Raw genomic sequence first — 15,734 nt, 5'->3', positions numbered from 1 at the left:
ATAGCGCCCTTGAAAGCCACTGTCGATTGCTTTGTAGCGCCTTTTTGGTAGTGAACATCCTTCGACCAGGACATGACAACGAATGGAGGCCCCATGACACCCGCGATCCGTCCGCTCATCGCAGGCAACTGGAAGATGCACGGCACCAGCGCCTCGCTCGGCGAACTGGAGGCCATCGGCGAAGGCTTTGCCGCCGCTGCCGGCGAGGAGGCCGACGGGCTGATCTGCGTGCCGGCGACGCTCGTCTTTCGGGCGAGCGGGGTGCTCGGATCGACACCGGTCTTCTTGGGCGGGCAGGACTGCCACGCCGCCGAGAGCGGTGCCCATACGGGCGACATCGCCGCCGAAATGCTTGCCGACTGCGGTGCCGGCTTTGTGATCGTCGGCCACTCCGAGCGGCGCACGGATCACCGCGAGAGCGATGCCGAGGTGGCCGCCAAGGCGCAAGCAGCCTGGCGCGCCGGCCTTGTCGCCATCATCTGCCTGGGGGAAACGCGGCAGCAGCGCGAGGCGGGCGAGACGCTTGCCGTGCTTTCGCGCCAGGTCGCGGGTTCCGTGCCCGCCGAGGCGACGGCCGAAAACACGGTGATCGCCTACGAGCCCGTATGGGCGATCGGCACCGGGCTGACGCCGACAACTGGGGACGTGGCCGAAGCGCATGCCCACCTGCGCGCCGAACTGGAGAAAAAGATCGGTGATGAGGCAAAACGCACGCGGCTCCTCTACGGCGGTTCGGTAAAGCCCGGCAACGCGCGCGAACTCTTGTCGATCCTCAATGTCGACGGTGCACTGATCGGCGGCGCCAGCCTCAAGGCAGCCGATTTCCTTGCCATAAGCGAGGCGGCGCGCACTGTTTGAGCCTCTGCCCACCGTCTTTTCTTGCAAAGCCGCATGCCACGCCTATCTGTGGTGACGGGGACTTGGAAAAACGGGCAAAGGCGTGTAATGAGCCGCGTCCGCGGGCGCATCGCCCGCTCCGCCTCAGGCGCCGGAAGGAATCATGCAGACCATCGTCATCGTCATCCACTTGCTCACCGTGCTTGCGCTTGTCGGCGTGGTGCTTATGCAGCGTTCGGAGGGTGGAGGGCTTGGCATTGGCGGCGGCTCCGGCTTCATGACGGCGCGCGGAGCGGCCAACGCGCTGACGCGCGCAACGGCGATCCTTGCCGCGGCCTTCTTCGCCACCTCGCTCGGTTTGTCGCTGATCGCGCGCTATCAGGCCCAGCCGACGGATATCTTCGACCGGCTGCCGCAGACGCAGGAGCAGGGTGAGGGCGGCGGCAGCGGCGTTCTCGACCAACTCGGCGGCAGCGGCGCCTCGTCGGAGCCGGCGCCGGCGGAAGAGCCGGCCGATTCCGAGCCGCAGGTGCCGACGGGTCAGTAAACACTTAATCTCGAACGGGATTCGGCAACGGATCCCGTCGCCGATTTCGAAATCGCGCGCGGCAGCTTGTCGGCGCGCAGCCAAAAAGTTGCGGGTTTGGGGATTTTGCTCTGGCGGAATCGCCTTCGTCCGGTTAAGCGGTAAGTCCCATGGCGCGATATGTATTCATCACTGGCGGCGTGGTTTCCTCTCTCGGCAAAGGCATTGCGGCAGCGGCCCTCGGCGCGTTGCTGCAGGCGCGCGGTTACCGCGTCCGTATCAGGAAGCTCGACCCCTATCTGAACGTCGATCCCGGCACGATGTCGCCGTATCAGCACGGCGAGGTGTTCGTCACCGATGACGGGGCGGAGACCGACCTCGACCTCGGCCATTACGAGCGCTTCACCGGGCGCTCGGCCAACAAGCAGGACAACATCACCACCGGCCGCATCTACCAGAACATCATCGAGAAGGAGCGGCGCGGCGACTATCTGGGCGCCACGGTGCAGGTGATCCCGCACGTCACCGACGAGATCAAGCAGTTCATCCTGGAAGGCAACGACGAGTTCGACTTCGTACTCTGCGAGATCGGCGGCACGGTGGGCGACATCGAGGCGATGCCGTTCCTGGAGGCGATCCGCCAGCTCGGCAACGAATTGCCGCGCGGCAACGCGGTCTATGTGCATCTGACGCTTATGCCGTGGATTCCTGCCGCGGGCGAATTGAAGACCAAGCCCACCCAGCACTCGGTCAAGGAGCTGCGGTCGATAGGCATCGCGCCCGACGTCCTGTTGGTGCGCGCCGACCGCGAAATTCCGGCGGAGGAGCGGCGCAAGCTCTCGCTGTTCTGCAATGTGCGCGAACAGGCCGTCATCCAGGCGCTCGATGTGGCGCATATCTACGACGTGCCCATGGCCTATCACCGCGAGGGGCTCGACGGCGAAGTGCTCGCCGCCTTCGGCATCGACCCGGCGCCGAAGCCGCGCATGGAGCGCTGGCAGCAGGTCTGCGACCGCATCCACAACCCTGAGGGCGAGGTGACCATCGCCGTTGTCGGCAAGTACACGGACCTCAAGGACGCCTATAAGTCGCTCAACGAGGCGCTCTCCCACGGTGGTATGGCAAACCGCGTGCGCGTCAATCTCGAATGGATCGAATCGGAGATATTCGAGAAGGAGGATCCGGCGCCCTGGCTTGAGAAGGTGCACGGGATTCTCGTTCCCGGCGGCTTCGGCGAGCGTGGCTCGGAGGGCAAGATCCTGGCCGCCAAATTCGCCCGCGAACGCAAGGTGCCCTATTTCGGCATCTGTTTTGGCATGCAGATGGCCTGCATCGAGGCGGCGCGATCACTCGCCGGCATCGAGAAGGCGTCCTCGACCGAGTTCGGTCCGACCGACGAGCCCATCGTCGGCCTGATGACCGAATGGCTGAAGGGCAACATGCTCGAAAAACGCACCGCCGCCGGGGATCTCGGCGGTACGATGCGGCTCGGCGCCTATGATGCGCGCCTGACGCCCGGTTCGAAGATCGCCGAAATCTACGGCTCGGAGGAAATCTCCGAGCGCCACCGTCACCGCTACGAGGTGAATATCGGCTACCGCCAGAAGCTGGAAGAGTGCGGGCTGGTCTTTGCCGGCCTGTCGCCCGACGGCGTGCTGCCGGAGACCGTGGAATATGCCGACCATCCCTGGTTCATCGGCGTGCAATACCACCCCGAGCTCAAGAGCCGGCCCTTCGAGCCGCACCCGCTCTTCGCCTCCTTCATCGCCGCCGCCGTGGAGCAATCGCGGCTGGTGTGATGACACCGTCGCGACAGCCATATCCATTTTGGTTGTATTCTTCATTCCAATTACTACCTGAAAGCTATTCTGATGAGCCATACTTTAGGAATTTGGGATGAAACTCGACCACTGCGTGCTACCGACCGCGAGCCTTTCCGTCGCGCGTGAACGCCTTGCCGCGCTCGGCTTCACCGTGGCGCCGAATGCTGCCCATCCCTTCGGCACGGCCAATTGCTGCGTGTTCTTTCAGGATGGCACGTATCTGGAGCCGCTGGCCATAGGTGATGAAGGAGCGGCGGCGAAGGCGGGAGCCAGCGGCAACACCTTCGTCTTGCAGGATCGCGCGTTTCGGGATTCCTGTGGCGAGGACGGTTTCTCCGCGCTTGCTTTCGGCACGGACGATGCCGCCTCGGATCACACCCGTTTCGTTGAGGAGGGACTCTCCGCCGGCGCGCAGCTTTCTTTCTCCCGCCCCTTCGTCGAGGCCGACGGTAGCAAGGCCGATGCCTCGTTCAAGTTGGCCTTCGCCGCTCCCCAATCTTCTCCTTCCTTCTTCTTCACCTGCGAGCGGGTAAAGATGCCGGCCGCCGACCGTTCGTCCCTGCAGCGCCACGACAACGGCGTTTTCGGGATATCGCGCATTCTGGCGACGGCAGAGGAACGGAGCACCGGAGGGGAGTTCCTCTCCCGCCTGCTCCGGAAGCAGGCTGACGATGGTGCGGGAATCTGGTCGCTTTCCAACGGAGCTGTGTGGCTGCTTGCGCCAGAGGAAGCCAAGCGCATCTACGGCATTGAGGCCGGCGACGATAATGTTCTTGGCCTGCGCGGCATCATGTTCCGCACAACGTCCATAAGTGCGCTCGTCAAGCGGCTGGCCGCCGCTGACATTCTCCACAGGATACATGGAAATAGGCTGATCGTGCCGCCTGCGGCGGGGCAGGGGGCGTATTTTGTCTTTGCGGAGCCCGAAAAGTCGTCCTATTGGGGGCTGTTTGCAACGTTCGCCGCTGAGGCGGTCGGTTTTTCGGGGAGTGCATGATGGGGCCTAACCCGCGTGTGGAAGTGGGGCAAGCCGTTTTCGCCAATAATGCCCCGTTGGCGCTGATCGCCGGTCCCTGTCAGCTCGAATCGCGTGATCACGCCTTCGAGATGGCCGGCGCGCTGAAGGAGCTGACACGGAAGCTGGGCATCGGCTTCGTCTACAAGACGAGCTTCGACAAGGCCAACCGCACTTCGCTTTCGGGAAAGCGCGGCGCCGGCCTCGATGCGGCCCTGCCGGTCTTTGCCGATCTCAGGCGCGAACTCGACGTACCGGTGCTGACCGACGTTCACACGGAAGAGCAATGCGGCCTGGTGGCCGAGGCCGTGGACGTCTTGCAGATCCCGGCCTTCCTGTGCCGCCAGACGGACCTTCTGATCGCCGCCGCCCGGACCGGCCGCGTCGTCAACGTGAAGAAGGGCCAGTTCCTCGCCCCCTGGGACATGAAGAACGTCGTCGCCAAGATCACCGGCTCCGGTAATGCCAATGTGCTGGTGACCGAGCGCGGCACCTCCTTCGGCTACAACACGCTCGTCTCGGACATGCGCGGCCTGCCGCAGATGGCGGAGATGGGCGCGCCGGTGATCTTCGATGCCACCCATTCCGTGCAGCAGCCGGGCGGGCAGGGCGGCTCCACCAGCGGCGAGCGGCGTTTCGTCGAGACGCTGGCGCGCGCCGCCGTGGCCGTCGGCGTCGCCGGCGTCTTCATCGAGACCCACCACGACCCCGACAATGCGCCCTCCGACGGGCCCAACATGGTACCGCTCGACCAGATTCCCGCATTGCTGGAGCGCCTGATGGCGTTCGACCGGGTGGCGAAGGGGGATTGAAGTGCCGTTATCTCCGCGCGTCATCCCGGAATCCAGCTTGAGCGAAGCGAAAGACGGCTATCCGGGACCCATTCCGGCACGTGGACGAGTCACGGAATAGGTCCCGGACAGCCTCCGCTGCGCTCCCGTCCCGGCATGACGTGTGGATGTATACGCATTGCCTTTTTCGCCGCCTGCGATAAGAGGGGCGCATCTGTCTTCACGCCAATCCGAGCCGGAGGAACCAGCCCATGACTGCCATTGTCGACATCGTCGGACGTGAAATCCTCGACAGCCGGGGCAATCCCACCGTCGAGGTCGATGTGGTCCTGGAGGATGGCTCGATGGGCCGCGCGGCGGTGCCTTCCGGCGCCTCGACCGGTGCTCACGAGGCCGTGGAATTGCGGGACGGCGGCCCGCGCTTCCTCGGCAAGGGCGTTGCCGGCGCCGTCGATGCCGTCAACGGCGAGATCTTCGAGGCCATCGGCGGCATGGAGGCGGAGAACCAGATCCATATCGACCGCACCATGATCGAGCTTGACGGCACGCCCAACAAGAGCCGGCTCGGCGCCAACGCCATCCTCGGCGTCTCGCTCGCCGTCGCCAAGGCGGCCGCGGAAGCCTCCGGCCTGCCGCTCTACCGCTACGTCGGCGGCGCTTCGGCGCATGTTCTGCCGGTGCCGATGATGAACATCGTCAACGGCGGCGTGCATGCGGACAACCCCATCGACTTCCAGGAATTCATGGTCATGCCGGTGGGAGCGGAGAGCCTGCGCGAGGCGGTGCGCTGCGGCGCGGAGATCTTCCACACGCTGAAGGCGGGGCTGAAGGCGGCCGGCCACAACACCAATGTGGGCGATGAGGGCGGCTTCGCGCCGGGGCTGAAGAGCGCCCAGGAAGCGCTCGACTTCATCATGACCTCCATCGAGAAGGCCGGCTACAAGCCCGGCGACGACGTCGCCATCGCCCTCGATTGCGCGGCGACCGAGTTCTTCAAGGACGGCAAGTACGTCTACGAAGGCGAGGGCAAGACGCGCGAGGCCAAGGCGCAGGCCGAGTATCTCGCCAAGCTCGCCGCCGACTATCCCATCATCTCCATCGAGGACGGGATGGCCGAAGACGATTTCGAGGGCTGGAAGATCCTCACCGAGCTTGCCGGCGACAAGGTGCAACTTGTCGGCGACGACCTTTTCGTCACCAACTCCGAGCGGCTCTCCGACGGCATCAAGATGGGCATCGCCAATTCCATCCTCGTCAAGGTCAATCAGATCGGCACCCTGACCGAGACGCTGGACGCGGTTGAGACGGCGCACAAGGCCGCCTATACGGCGGTGATGTCGCACCGCTCGGGCGAGACGGAGGATGCCACCATCGCCGACCTCGCGGTCGCCACCAATTGCGGGCAGATCAAGACCGGCTCGCTCGCCCGGTCCGACCGGCTTGCCAAATACAACCAGCTCATCCGCATCGAGGAGGAACTGGGCAAGCAGGCGCGCTACGCGGGACGGACGATTTTGCGCGGGTAACGGCCCGCGGATAACCCTCCATTAAGCAAGATATGGCCACATGCGGCGGAAGGAATTTCGCCGCATGTGGACCCGCCATCACAAACGTCGCAATACAGGCCGCTTGATCGTACCGGCGATCACCGCGCTCGTGCTGACCTATTTCGGCTTTCATGCCTATCAAGGCGACTATGGCCTCAACGGCAAGGAGCGCCTGGAAGGCCGCATTGCCGGACTTGAAGCCAAGCTCGACGCGCTGCACCGGGAGCGCGGGGACCTGGAGGAGCGGGTGAGCCTGCTCAACGACGGTTCGCTGGAAAAGGATATGCTGGACGAGCAGGCACGGCGGGCGCTGAATCTCGTCCGGGAGAACGAGATCGTCATATTCCGCCCGGCTGGCAATGTGAATTAACCGATTTCCAGTTAATCCAAAAGAATTTCAATTTTCCCAACGGGTTAGCCGGCATGGCTGCCATGCATAATTTCGCATGGCGGAAGCCTTTCCGTCATGATAGCGTCCGGCACCGAACTGTTTGCCATGGATGGCTGCTTTGCGTGGACTAGATGCGTGTCCTGCGGCAGTATGGTGTCGCAGGCAGGTCCTATGTCCGTCAAGAGACGCTTTCTAGGGAGTGACAGATGGCGACAGCCGCCAGGAAAACCGCGCCGAAACCTTCGTCGGCAAAATCCCGTAGCCCAGCCAAACCGTCATCCACAGCCGGCGGCACGCCCGCCGTCAGGACGCCGAAGCCGGAAGAGTTCAAACAAGAGCAGGAGCTTTCGGCCTACCGCGACATGCTCTTGATCCGCCGTTTCGAGGAGAAGGCGGGCCAGCTTTACGGCATGGGCCTGATCGGCGGCTTCTGCCACCTCTATATCGGCCAGGAGGCTGTCGTCGTCGGCATGCAGATGGCGTTGAAGGAGGGTGATCAGGTCATCACCGGCTACCGCGACCACGGTCACATGCTGGCCACCGGCATGGACCCGCGCGGCGTCATGGCGGAGCTGACCGGCCGGCGCGGGGGATACTCCAAGGGCAAGGGCGGCTCCATGCACATGTTCTCCAAGGAGAAGAACTTTTATGGCGGCCACGGCATCGTCGGCGCCCAGGTGCCGCTCGGAACCGGCCTGGCGCTCGCCAACCGCTATCGCGGCAACGACAGCGTCTCGCTCACCTATTTCGGTGACGGCGCGGCCAACCAGGGCCAGGTCTACGAGAGCTTCAACATGGCCTCCCTGTGGAAGCTCCCCGTGGTCTACGTCATCGAGAACAACCGCTATGCAATGGGCACCTCGGTCTCGCGCTCCTCGGCCGAGACCGATTTCTCGCACCGCGGCCTCTCCTTCAAGATTCCGGGCATCCAGGTCGACGGCATGGACGTGCGCGCCGTGAAGGCCGCAGGCGACCTTGCGGTCGACTGGTGCCGCTCCGGCAAGGGGCCGATCATCCTGGAGATGCAGACCTACCGCTACCGCGGCCACTCCATGTCCGACCCGGCAAAGTACCGTTCCAAGGACGAAGTGCAGAAGATGCGCTCCGAGCACGACCCGATCGAGCAGGTGAAGAAACGGCTCCTGGACAAGAAGTGGGCGAGCGAGGACGACTTGAAGGCGGAGGACAAGCGCGTGCGCGAGATCGTTGCTGACGCGGCCGATTTCGCCCAGGCGGATCCCGAGCCGGACGTATCCGAGCTCTATACCGATATCCTGCTCTAAGGGGAGGCGCTGCCGATGCCCACGGAAATTCTCATGCCCGCGCTCTCCCCGACCATGGAGGAGGGCAATCTGGCCAAATGGCTGAAGAAGGAAGGCGATGCCGTCGCCCCCGGCGATGTGATTGCCGAGATCGAGACCGACAAGGCGACCATGGAGGTCGAAGCGATCGACGAAGGAAAGATCGGCAGGATCCTCATCGGTGAGGGTACCGAAGGCGTGAAGGTCAACACACCCATCGCCCTGTTGCTCGCCGACGGCGAGAGCGAGGAAGACCTTTCCAAGGCTCCCGTGAGCGCGCCTCCGGCCGCCGCCCAGGCACCGGCGGAAGAGCCGGCGGCGCAGAAGGTCGAGGAGACGCCTAAGCCCGCCGCCGTGCCAAAGGCCGAGGCGCCGGCGCTTCCCGCCGATCCCGACATTCCCGAAGGCACCGAAATGGTGCCCACCACCGTGCGCGAAGCGCTGCGCGACGCCATGGCCGAGGAAATGCGCCGCGACGAGGACGTCTTCGTCATGGGCGAGGAGGTGGCGGAGTATCAGGGCGCCTATAAGGTGACCCAGGGCCTGCTGCAGGAATTCGGCGACAAGCGCGTGGTCGACACGCCGATCACCGAGCACGGCTTCGCCGGCGTCGGCATCGGCGCGGCCTTCGCGGGGCTCAAGCCCATCGTCGAGTTCATGACCTTCAACTTCGCCATGCAGGCGATGGACCAGCTCGTCAATTCGGCGGCCAAGACGCTCTACATGGCCGGTGGTCAGATGGGCGCTCCCATCGTCTTCCGCGGCCCCAACGGTGCGGCCGCCCGCGTCGCCGCCCAGCACAGCCAGGACTACGCCGCCTGGTACGGCCACATCCCTGGCCTCAAGGTGGTGATGCCCTATACGGCAGCCGACGCCAAGGGCTTGCTGAAGGCGGCCATCCGCGATCCCAACCCGGTGATCTTCCTCGAAAACGAAATCCTCTACGGCCAGACCTTCGATGTGCCGCAGCTCGACGATTTCGTGCTCCCCATCGGCAAGGCGCGCATCCACAAGGCGGGCAAGGATGCGACCATCGTCTCCTTCGGCATCGGCATGACCTACGCGGTCAAGGCCGAGGAGGAGCTGCGCGGCATGGGCCTCGACGTGGAGATCATCGACCTGCGCACGATCCGGCCCATGGATCTCGATACCGTCATCGAATCGGTGAAGAAGACCAACCGGCTGGTCACCGTCGAGGAAGGCTTTCCGCAATCCTCCGTCGGCGACCACATCGCTGCCCAGGTGATGCAGCGCGCCTTCGACTATCTCGACGCGCCGGTCATCACCGTTGCGGGCAAGGATGTGCCGATGCCGTATGCCGCCAATCTGGAAAAGCTGGCGCTGCCCAGCGTGGCCGAAGTCGTCGAGGCGGTGAAGGCCGTCACCTATCGGGGCTAAGGAGAGGGATCCTATATGCCGATTCAGATCACCATGCCGGCCCTTTCGCCCACCATGGAGGAAGGGAACCTCGCCAAGTGGCTGGTCAAGGAGGGGGACAGCGTTTCGTCCGGCGACGTCATCGCCGAGATCGAGACCGACAAGGCGACCATGGAAGTGGAGGCGGTGGATGAAGGGACCGTCGCCAAGATCGTCGTGCCCGAGGGCACGGAAGGCGTGAAGGTGAATGCACTGATCGCCGTGCTCGCGGAAGAGGGCGAGGACGTGGCCGAAGCCGCCAAGGCCGCCGGGAACGGCGGTGCGGCTGCCCCTTCCTCCCCAAGTCCCCAACCTGTCGAAGCGGCGCAGGAGAGTGGCGGCGAGCGCACGCTGGCCGGCCAAGAAGACGCCCGGCCGGCGCCGTCTCCGGCCGCTCGGCCTCCCCGTCTCGAAGTTGTCGAAGGGGGGAAGGACGGCCGCGTCTTCTCCTCCCCGCTCGCCCGCCGCATCGCCCGGGAGGCCGGCATCGACCTTGCCGCCGTCGCCGGCTCCGGCCCGCGCGGCCGCGTGGTGAAGGCGGACGTCGAGGCGGCGCTTTCGGGTGGCGCGGCCAAAGCGCCCGAAGCGCCGGCCACCACGCCCAAGCCCCCCGCGCCCATGTCGGACGACCAGGTGCTGAAGCTCTTCGAGGAAGGCTCCTACGAGCTCGTGCCGCATGACGGCATGCGCAAGACCATCGCCCGCCGCCTGGTCGAGGCGAAGTCCACCATCCCGCATTTCTACCTGACGCTCGACTGCGAGATCGACGCGCTTTTGGCCCTGCGCAAGCAGCTCAACGAGGCCGCGCCGCTGGTGAAGACCGAGGATGGCGAGAAGCCGGCCTACAAGCTGTCGGTCAACGACTTCATCATCAAGGCGATGGCGATGGCGCTTGTAGCAGTGCCCGGCGCCAACGCCTCGTGGACGGAGAGTGCGATGGTGAAGCACAGCCATGCCGATGTCGGCGTGGCTGTGGCCATTCCCGGCGGGCTGATCACGCCGATCGTGCGCCGCGCCGAAGAAAAGACCCTGTCGGCGATCTCCAACGAGATGAAGGACCTGGCCGCCCGCGCCAGGAGCCGCAGGCTGAAGCCGGAGGAATACCAGGGCGGCACGACGGCGGTGTCCAATCTGGGCATGTACGGCATCAAGGATTTTGCCGCCGTCATCAACCCGCCGCACGCGACCATCCTGGCGGTCGGCGCGGGCGAAGAGCGGGCGGTGGTGAAGAACGGCGAGATCAAAGCCGCCACCATCATGTCGGCGACGCTGTCGACGGACCACCGCGCCGTCGACGGGGCGCTCGGCGCCGAACTGCTCTCCGCATTCAAGCGGCTGGTGGAGAAGCCGTTTGGCATGCTGGTGTAGCTCCTTTCCCTCCCCCTTGGGGGAGGGTGGACAGCCGCCGCCAGGCGGCTGGACGGGTGGGGGTCGGCGAACTTGTGCCAAGGTTCAGGAGGGGGAAATGCCGTGGAATAGACCGCCAAGGAGAGCGCCGACGGTCAAGGCGAGAGCGAACGCGCCGAAACTTCGTAAGGAAATGACCGACGCGGAAAGACGCCTTTGGTGGCACATGCGCGAGAAGCTGCCGCTGGAAGGTACACACTTCCGGCGGCAGGTGCCTATTGGGACCTACGTGGTGGACTTCTGCTGCCTCAGGCATTGGCTGATCATCGAGGTGGACGGTAATCAGCACGGCACCGACGCGGCAATCGCATATGATGCGCGCAGGGATGCTTACTTGAGGCGGCAGGGCTTTCGCGTACTGAGGTTCTCGAACTATGAGATCATGCGGGAGCTCGACCCAGTGCTCGATACTATCCATGCCGCGCTCGTCGCGCCGACCCCCACCCGACCCCGCCGGCAAGCCGTCAGGGCCACCCTCCCCCAAGGGGGAGGGGAGTCGCTGGACTCGCGGAGGCCGCGCCCATGAAGACCATTCTTTGCTACGGAGACTCGCTCACCTACGGCCACAACGCGGAGGCCGAGGACCGGCATATATACGAGGACCGCTGGCCGTCGGCGCTTCAGGCCCGCCTGGGTGAGGCGGCGCGGGTGATCCCCGAGGGGCTTGGCGGCCGTACCACGGCCTATGACGACTGGCTTTCCGGCGCCGACCGGAACGGTGCGCGCATCCTGCCCACGCTTCTGTCCACCCACGCGCCGCTCGACCTCGTCATCATCATGCTCGGCACGAACGACATGAAACCGGTGATCTGCGGCCGCGCCGTCGGCGCCAAGCAGGGCATGAGGCGGCTGATCGACATCATCCGCCGCCATGACTACCCCTTCGACTGGAAGGCGCCGGCCGTCCTGCTCGTCGCGCCGCCGCCGCTCTGCGACACCGACAATGCCGACTTCGCCGCCATGTTCGAGGGCGGCATCGCCGAATCGAAGAAGCTGGCCCCGCTCTACGCGCAGCTTGCCGAGGATAGCGGCTGCGCCTTCTTCGATGCCGGCTCGGTCGCCCGCACGACGTCTCTGGACGGCGTGCATCTGGACGCCGGGAACACCCGCGCCATCGGCGACGGGCTGGAACCGGCGGTCCGCCGATTATTCGGCCTTTGATCAAGGAGGGATGACAATGGCCAATTCCGTAGAGCATAGACAGTTGCGGTCTTCCTGGGTGTGGCTTGCCGTTCTCGGCGCCATCTCGCTCATCGGCGGTATCGTTGCGCTCGCCAATCCGTTCGCCGCGACCATGACGGCGGCTCTTTTGGCCGCATGGGCGTTCACGCTGTTCGGGGTGCTGCAGGTCATCCAGGCCTTCAGGCTGCGTCGCGGGAGCTGGCCGATCTTCCTGTGGTCGCTGCTGCTCGGAGCGCTGGCGCTCGCCATAGGCATCTCGCTGCTCTTCCGGCCGATGGAAGGCATCATCTCGCTCACGGTCCTGGTCGCCATCATCTTCATCGTCCTGGGCGTCGTGAAGCTGATGTACGCCTATGCGTTGAGGCCGATCCCCGGCTGGGTCTGGGTGTTCGTCTCGGGTCTCCTGTCCCTGGTGCTGGGCGGCATGATCCTGGCCGACATGCCGTGGTCGGCCTCCGCCGTGCTCGGCATCCTCTTGGCCGTCGAACTTTTGTCGAACGGCGTTTTCCTGCTGCTGGTGGCCTTCGGCCTGCGTGCAGCAGGCAACACCTGAGAACCGGCGATAGGGCCGGGCGCGTGATTTGAATGAAGGAGAAATTGAGCCGTGGCTGAAACCTACGACGTCATCATCATAGGCTCCGGTCCGGGCGGCTACGTCACGGCCGTGCGCTCGGCGCAACTTGGATTCAAGACGGCCATCGTAGAGCGCGAGCATCTGGGTGGTATCTGCCTCAACTGGGGCTGCATCCCCACAAAGGCGCTCCTGCGCTCGGCCGAAATCCTGCACTATGTCGAAAATGCCAAGGATTACGGGCTGAAGGTAGACGGCAAGGTCTCCGTGGATGCCGCTGCCGTCGTCGACCGCTCGCGCAAGGTCTCCACCCGGCTCAACGGCGGCGTGGGCTTCCTCATGAAGAAGAACAAGGTCGACGTCATCTGGGGCGAGGCGAAGATCGCCAAGGCCTCCACAGGGTCACAGCCGGGCGAAGTCGTCGTCTCCAAGCCGGCGAAGAAGCCGATGGAGCCGCAACCGGCAGCCCCGAAGGCCACGCTGGGCGAGGGGACCTACAAGGCAAAACACATCATTCTGGCCACCGGCGCACGCCCGCGCGTCCTGCCGGGTGTCGAGCCCGACGGCAAGCTGATCTGGACCTATTTCGAGGCGATGGTGCCGAAGGAAATCCCCAAATCGCTCATCGTCATGGGCTCGGGCGCCATCGGCATCGAGTTCGCAAGCTTCTACCGCACCATGGGCTCGGAAGTGACGGTGGTCGAGCTCCTGCCGCAGATCCTGCCCGTGGAGGACGCGGAAATCTCCAAGTTCGCCAAGCGGCAGCTCGAGAAGCAGGGCATAAAGTTCCATGTCGAGGCCAAGGTCACGAAGGTGGAGAAGGGGTCGGGCAAGGTCACGGCTCATGTCGAGATGAAGGACGGCAAGGTGGAGAAGATCGCCGCCGAGCGTCTCGTCTCGGCCGTTGGCGTGCAGGGCAATATCGAGAACCTCGGTCTTGAATCTGCCGGCGTGAAGACTGAGCGCGGCATGGTCATCGTCGACGGCTACGGGCACACCAACGTTCCCGGCATCTACGCCATCGGCGATGTCGCCGGCCCGCCCATGCTCGCCCACAAGGCCGAGCACGAGGGCGTCGTGTGCGTGGAGAAGATCGCCGGCGTGCCCGGCGTGCACGCACTCGACAAGAACCGGGTTCCCGGCTGCACCTATTGCCAGCCGCAGGTCGCCTCTGTCGGGCTGACGGAAGAGAAGGCCAAGGAAGAAGGCCGCGACATCCGCGTCGGCCGCTTCCAGTTCGCCGCCAACGGCAAGGCCATTGCGCTCAGCGAAGACCAGGGCTTCGTCAAGACGATCCTCGACAAGAAAACCGGCGAACTTCTAGGCGCGCACATGATCGGCGCCGAGGTGACGGAGCTCATCCAGGGTTTCGTCATCGCTATGAACCTGGAAACCACGGAAGAGGAACTTATGCACACCATCTTCCCACATCCCACGCTTTCGGAGATGATGAAAGAGAGCGTTCTCGACGCTTACGGGCGGACGCTGAATGCTTGAAGTGCCTTGCGCCGGCGGTAACCGGTGCAGGATTGTCGCGTATAGTTTGTACCGATCCGCAACCAAAGCAGGAGACTTCGAATGGAGGGTGTAGGTTGGATTTTGACGATTGTCATCGGCGGCATAGCCGGTTGGCTCGCCGAGAAGATCATGAAGGCCGCCGGGCACGGCCTTCTGCTTAACATCGTCCTCGGTGTGGTCGGCGCTGTCGTCCTCAACGCGATTTTGATTGCACTCATGGGTGCCACCTTCGGCGGCATCATCGGCCAGCTCGTCGTCGCCGTTATCGGTGCCTGCCTCCTGATCTGGCTTTATCGGCTGATTCGCGGAGGACGATAAGCCGATCATCGACAAGCCCGCCTGCCGATGGGCAGGCGGGCTTTTGCCGCCGGCGGCAATCTCTATATGTGTAAAAGGCGCAACCAGGCCGGCGAATTGAAGAAACAGAGGAAATGATGGTTACCGTTCTCGACACCGTCTCCGCGAAGCCGCGCCCGCGCCATCCGGAAAAGGCGCACCGGCCCGACCAGGAGGTGCTCAGGAAGCCCGAGTGGATCCGCGTCAAGGCGCCCACCTCGAAGGGCTATCTGGAAACGCGCGAGATCGTGAAGTCGAACAACCTCGTCACGGTCTGCGAGGAAGCCGGCTGCCCCAATATCGGCGAGTGCTGGGACAAGAAGCACGCCACCTTCATGATCATGGGCGAGATCTGCACCCGCGCATGCGCCTTCTGCAACGTGGCGACCGGCATTCCCGGCCCGCTCGACCCGAATGAGCCGGCAAACGTCGCCAAGGCCGTGCGCGAGATGGGGTTGACCCACGTGGTGATCACCTCGGTCGACCGGGACGACCTGAAGGACGGCGGCGCACAGCATTTCGTCGACGTCATCCACGCCATACGCAAGGTCTCGCCGGAAACGACCATCGAGATCCTCACCCCCGATTTTCTGCGCAAGGACGGTGCTTTGGAGATGGTCGTGGCGGCCAGGCCCGACGTCTTCAACCACAATCTGGAGACCGTGCCGTCGAAGTACCTCACCGTGCGCCCCGGCGCCCGCTATTTCCACTCCATCCGCCTCCTGCAGCGGGTGAAGGAGCTGGACCCGTCGATGTTCACCAAGTCCGGCATCATGGTGGGGCTCGGCGAAGAGCGCAACGAGGTGCTGCAGCTCATGGACGACCTGCGCTCGGCGGATGTCGACTTCATCACCATCGGCCAGTACCTGCAGCCGACGCGAAAGCACCATCCGGTGAAGAAGTTCGTCACGCCCGAGGAATTCAAGTCCTACGAGACCATCGCCTACACCAAGGGCTTCCTGATGGTCTCCTCGAGCCCGCTGACGCGCTCCTCGCACCATGCCGGCGACGACTTCACCCGCCTCAGGGCGGCGCGTGAGGCGCGGCTTTCGGCGGCCAGGACGGCGTAAAGC

At 64.5% G+C, this 15,734-nt stretch carries 16 protein-coding genes; all 16 read left to right on the top strand.

Features of this window, described 5'->3' with window-relative positions; all coding sequences use genetic code 11:
• The first annotated feature begins 93 nt into the window (after positions 1-93).
• Positions 94-858, top strand: coding sequence for a triose-phosphate isomerase (tpiA, locus tag GM910_RS02080; RefSeq protein ID WP_159585838.1), 765 nt, complete (start codon positions 94-96; stop codon positions 856-858).
• A gap of 142 nt (positions 859-1,000) precedes the next feature.
• A complete protein-coding gene (gene secG / locus GM910_RS02075) occupies positions 1,001-1,384 on the top strand; it encodes a preprotein translocase subunit SecG (protein ID WP_159585837.1) in 384 nt (127 codons plus the stop codon).
• A gap of 149 nt (positions 1,385-1,533) precedes the next feature.
• Positions 1,534-3,162 (top strand): CTP synthase, encoded by a 1,629-nt coding sequence (gene pyrG / locus GM910_RS02070; protein ID WP_159585836.1) that lies wholly within the window; start codon positions 1,534-1,536, stop codon positions 3,160-3,162.
• Between the two features lie 97 nt (positions 3,163-3,259).
• On the top strand, positions 3,260-4,183 hold the full coding sequence (locus GM910_RS02065; protein WP_159585835.1) for a VOC family protein: 924 nt from the start codon (positions 3,260-3,262) through the stop codon (positions 4,181-4,183).
• The gene (gene kdsA, locus GM910_RS02060) at positions 4,183-5,013 is read left to right on the top strand and encodes a 3-deoxy-8-phosphooctulonate synthase (protein ID WP_159585834.1); all 831 of its coding nucleotides are present in this window, start codon (positions 4,183-4,185) and stop codon (positions 5,011-5,013) included. The genes GM910_RS02065 and kdsA overlap by 1 nt, the downstream gene beginning before the upstream one ends.
• Positions 5,014-5,243: 230 nt before the next feature.
• Positions 5,244-6,518 carry a phosphopyruvate hydratase gene (gene eno / locus GM910_RS02055; RefSeq protein WP_159585833.1) on the top strand — a complete coding sequence of 425 codons (1,275 nt, stop codon included), beginning with the start codon at positions 5,244-5,246 and terminating at the stop codon, positions 6,516-6,518.
• Positions 6,519-6,582: 64 nt separating this feature from the next.
• The gene (locus GM910_RS02050) at positions 6,583-6,909 is read left to right on the top strand and encodes an FtsB family cell division protein (protein WP_159585832.1); all 327 of its coding nucleotides are present in this window, start codon (positions 6,583-6,585) and stop codon (positions 6,907-6,909) included.
• Between the two features lie 227 nt (positions 6,910-7,136).
• Complete coding sequence (gene pdhA, locus GM910_RS02045; RefSeq protein ID WP_159585831.1) at positions 7,137-8,213, top strand: pyruvate dehydrogenase (acetyl-transferring) E1 component subunit alpha; 1,077 nt, start codon at positions 7,137-7,139, stop codon at positions 8,211-8,213.
• Positions 8,214-8,228: 15 nt separating this feature from the next.
• On the top strand, positions 8,229-9,629 hold the full coding sequence (locus GM910_RS02040) for a pyruvate dehydrogenase complex E1 component subunit beta (RefSeq protein WP_159585830.1): 1,401 nt from the start codon (positions 8,229-8,231) through the stop codon (positions 9,627-9,629).
• 15 nt (positions 9,630-9,644) lie between these two features.
• Positions 9,645-11,015: a pyruvate dehydrogenase complex dihydrolipoamide acetyltransferase gene (locus tag GM910_RS02035; RefSeq protein ID WP_159585829.1), complete on the top strand. Its 1,371-nt coding sequence runs from the start codon at positions 9,645-9,647 to the stop codon at positions 11,013-11,015.
• Positions 11,016-11,112: 97 nt separating this feature from the next.
• Positions 11,113-11,580, top strand: coding sequence for an endonuclease domain-containing protein (locus GM910_RS02030; protein WP_343032950.1), 468 nt, complete (start codon positions 11,113-11,115; stop codon positions 11,578-11,580).
• Positions 11,577-12,215, top strand: a complete 639-nt coding sequence (locus tag GM910_RS02025) for an SGNH/GDSL hydrolase family protein (protein WP_159586036.1) — start codon at positions 11,577-11,579, stop codon at positions 12,213-12,215. Before GM910_RS02030 ends, GM910_RS02025 begins: the two co-directional genes overlap by 4 nt.
• 16 nt (positions 12,216-12,231) lie before the next feature.
• Positions 12,232-12,789: an HdeD family acid-resistance protein gene (locus tag GM910_RS02020; protein WP_159585828.1), complete on the top strand. Its 558-nt coding sequence runs from the start codon at positions 12,232-12,234 to the stop codon at positions 12,787-12,789.
• A 51-nt stretch (positions 12,790-12,840) separates the two neighbouring features.
• Entirely contained in the window at positions 12,841-14,304 is a 1,464-nt protein-coding gene (gene lpdA, locus GM910_RS02015) for a dihydrolipoyl dehydrogenase (protein WP_159585827.1), read from the top strand.
• An 81-nt stretch (positions 14,305-14,385) separates the two neighbouring features.
• The gene (locus tag GM910_RS02010; RefSeq protein WP_159585826.1) at positions 14,386-14,643 is read left to right on the top strand and encodes a GlsB/YeaQ/YmgE family stress response membrane protein; all 258 of its coding nucleotides are present in this window, start codon (positions 14,386-14,388) and stop codon (positions 14,641-14,643) included.
• Between the two features lie 116 nt (positions 14,644-14,759).
• On the top strand, positions 14,760-15,731 hold the full coding sequence (gene lipA / locus GM910_RS02005; protein WP_159586035.1) for a lipoyl synthase: 972 nt from the start codon (positions 14,760-14,762) through the stop codon (positions 15,729-15,731).
• Positions 15,732-15,734: the final 3 nt, after the last annotated feature.

Source organism: Chelativorans xinjiangensis (assembly GCF_009812055.1).
GTDB lineage: Bacteria > Pseudomonadota > Alphaproteobacteria > Rhizobiales > Rhizobiaceae > Chelativorans > Chelativorans xinjiangense.
The sequence above is the reverse complement of the archived record's forward strand: the minus strand, read 5'-3'. Positions and strand labels throughout refer to the sequence as shown.

What these genes read in the sequence shown, in the direction of transcription:
- tpiA (WP_159585838.1), top strand. Translation starts at nt 94, where the DNA reads ATGACACCCGCGATCCGTCCGCTCATCGCAGGCAACTGGAAGATGCAC.
- secG (WP_159585837.1), top strand. Translation starts at nt 1,001, where the DNA reads ATGCAGACCATCGTCATCGTCATCCACTTGCTCACCGTGCTTGCGCTT.
- pyrG (WP_159585836.1), top strand. Translation starts at nt 1,534, where the DNA reads ATGGCGCGATATGTATTCATCACTGGCGGCGTGGTTTCCTCTCTCGGC.
- GM910_RS02065 (WP_159585835.1), top strand. Translation starts at nt 3,260, where the DNA reads ATGAAACTCGACCACTGCGTGCTACCGACCGCGAGCCTTTCCGTCGCG.
- kdsA (WP_159585834.1), top strand. Translation starts at nt 4,183, where the DNA reads ATGGGGCCTAACCCGCGTGTGGAAGTGGGGCAAGCCGTTTTCGCCAAT.
- eno (WP_159585833.1), top strand. Translation starts at nt 5,244, where the DNA reads ATGACTGCCATTGTCGACATCGTCGGACGTGAAATCCTCGACAGCCGG.
- GM910_RS02050 (WP_159585832.1), top strand. Translation starts at nt 6,583, where the DNA reads ATGTGGACCCGCCATCACAAACGTCGCAATACAGGCCGCTTGATCGTA.
- pdhA (WP_159585831.1), top strand. Translation starts at nt 7,137, where the DNA reads ATGGCGACAGCCGCCAGGAAAACCGCGCCGAAACCTTCGTCGGCAAAA.
- GM910_RS02040 (WP_159585830.1), top strand. Translation starts at nt 8,229, where the DNA reads ATGCCCACGGAAATTCTCATGCCCGCGCTCTCCCCGACCATGGAGGAG.
- GM910_RS02035 (WP_159585829.1), top strand. Translation starts at nt 9,645, where the DNA reads ATGCCGATTCAGATCACCATGCCGGCCCTTTCGCCCACCATGGAGGAA.
- GM910_RS02030 (WP_343032950.1), top strand. Translation starts at nt 11,113, where the DNA reads ATGCCGTGGAATAGACCGCCAAGGAGAGCGCCGACGGTCAAGGCGAGA.
- GM910_RS02025 (WP_159586036.1), top strand. Translation starts at nt 11,577, where the DNA reads ATGAAGACCATTCTTTGCTACGGAGACTCGCTCACCTACGGCCACAAC.
- GM910_RS02020 (WP_159585828.1), top strand. Translation starts at nt 12,232, where the DNA reads ATGGCCAATTCCGTAGAGCATAGACAGTTGCGGTCTTCCTGGGTGTGG.
- GM910_RS02010 (WP_159585826.1), top strand. Translation starts at nt 14,386, where the DNA reads ATGGAGGGTGTAGGTTGGATTTTGACGATTGTCATCGGCGGCATAGCC.
- lipA (WP_159586035.1), top strand. Translation starts at nt 14,760, where the DNA reads ATGGTTACCGTTCTCGACACCGTCTCCGCGAAGCCGCGCCCGCGCCAT.